1 protein-coding gene is annotated in these 1314 nt (G+C 64.7%); it reads right to left on the reverse strand.

Translation table 11 applies throughout. The features are described from left to right. On the reverse strand, window positions 1-1167 hold a 1167-nt coding region (locus D3273_RS27740; protein WP_129230273.1), incomplete at its 3' end, for an IS256 family transposase. Window positions 1168-1314: the final 147 nt, after the last annotated feature.

The following is a 1314-nucleotide window of genomic DNA, read 5'->3' on the forward strand; positions in this document are numbered from 1 at the left end:
CTGCTCGTCGGTGCGGCCGGCCATGGTTTCGAGCGTCATGTATCGGTGTTGGAGCTGCCACTCGTCGTTCTGTTCGAGCAGGATGGCTCCGACGAGGCGCGTGATGGAGGCCTCGTTGGGAAAGATGCCGACCACGTCGGCGCGGCGCTTCACCTCCTTATTCAGTCGCTCGATCGGGTTGGTCGAATGGAGCTTTGGCCAGTGCGATTTGGGGAAGGCCAGATACGCGATGACGTCGGCTTCGGCCTCGTCCATCATGGCGGCCAGTTTCGGGATACGCCCGCGTAGTTGATCGGCGACTTGTCGCCAGGTTTTCGATGCTGCGGCATGATCGGCCTGCATGAATACCGTCCTGATGGCGGCGGCTACCATCTGATGCTGAGCCTTCGGCACGTAGGCCAAGGCATTGCGCATGAAGTGGACGCGGCATCTCTGCCATGTCGCCCTGAACACCTGAGCGATGGCGGCCTTCAAGCCTTCGTGCGCGTCCGAGATGACGAGCTTGACCCCCTTCAGCCCGCGCTTCTCCAAACCGCGCAGGAACCCCAGCCAGAAGATCGCCGCCTCGGACGGCCCCAGCCCGAGGCCCAAGATCTCGCGCCGGCCGTCGGTGTTCACGCCCGTGGCGATTATGGCCGCCACCGACACGATGCGCCCGTTCTCGCGCACCTTCAGGTAGGTCGCGTCGAGCCAAAGATAGCTCCACTCGCCCTCGATCGGCCGCTCCAGGAAGGAGTTCACCCGGACATCGATACCCTTGCACAGCTCCGACACCTGGCTTTTCGAGATCCCGTTCATGCCCATGGCCTGCACGAGGTCATCCACCTTGCGGGTCGAGACGCCCTGGATCCACGCCTCTTGAATCACCGCCACCAAGGCCTGCTCGGTGGTGCGGCGCGGTTCCAGAAAACCGGGGAAGTACGAGCCCTTGCGCAGCTTCGGGATCTTCAGGTCGAGCGTGCCGAGCCGCGTGTCGAAGGCGCGGTGCCGATACCCGTTGCGCTGTGTGGTGCGCTCCTCGTTGCGCTCGTAACGCCCCGCGCCGATCTGCCCTTCCACGTCGTAGGCCATCAGCCGCCCCAGCACCTCCTCGGCCAGTTCCTTCATGAAATCGCCTCCGCCGCGCTTCAGCAGCGCGTCCAGAAGTGGCATCGTGTCGTCGGTCATCGTGCTCTCCGGTTCGTGTCGCGTGTTGCAACCCGACCCTACCAAGGGGGCACGGTGATCACCCGGGGGGACGGCGGGCTCCGCCATATGCGGAGCTCCGCCCGCCGCCCCCGACTCCAAATCTCCACCAGCTCCGTGGACGCTACC

The sequence above is a fragment of the Lichenibacterium minor genome (genome assembly GCF_004137685.1).
Taxonomy (GTDB): Bacteria; Pseudomonadota; Alphaproteobacteria; order Rhizobiales; family Beijerinckiaceae; genus Lichenihabitans; species Lichenihabitans minor.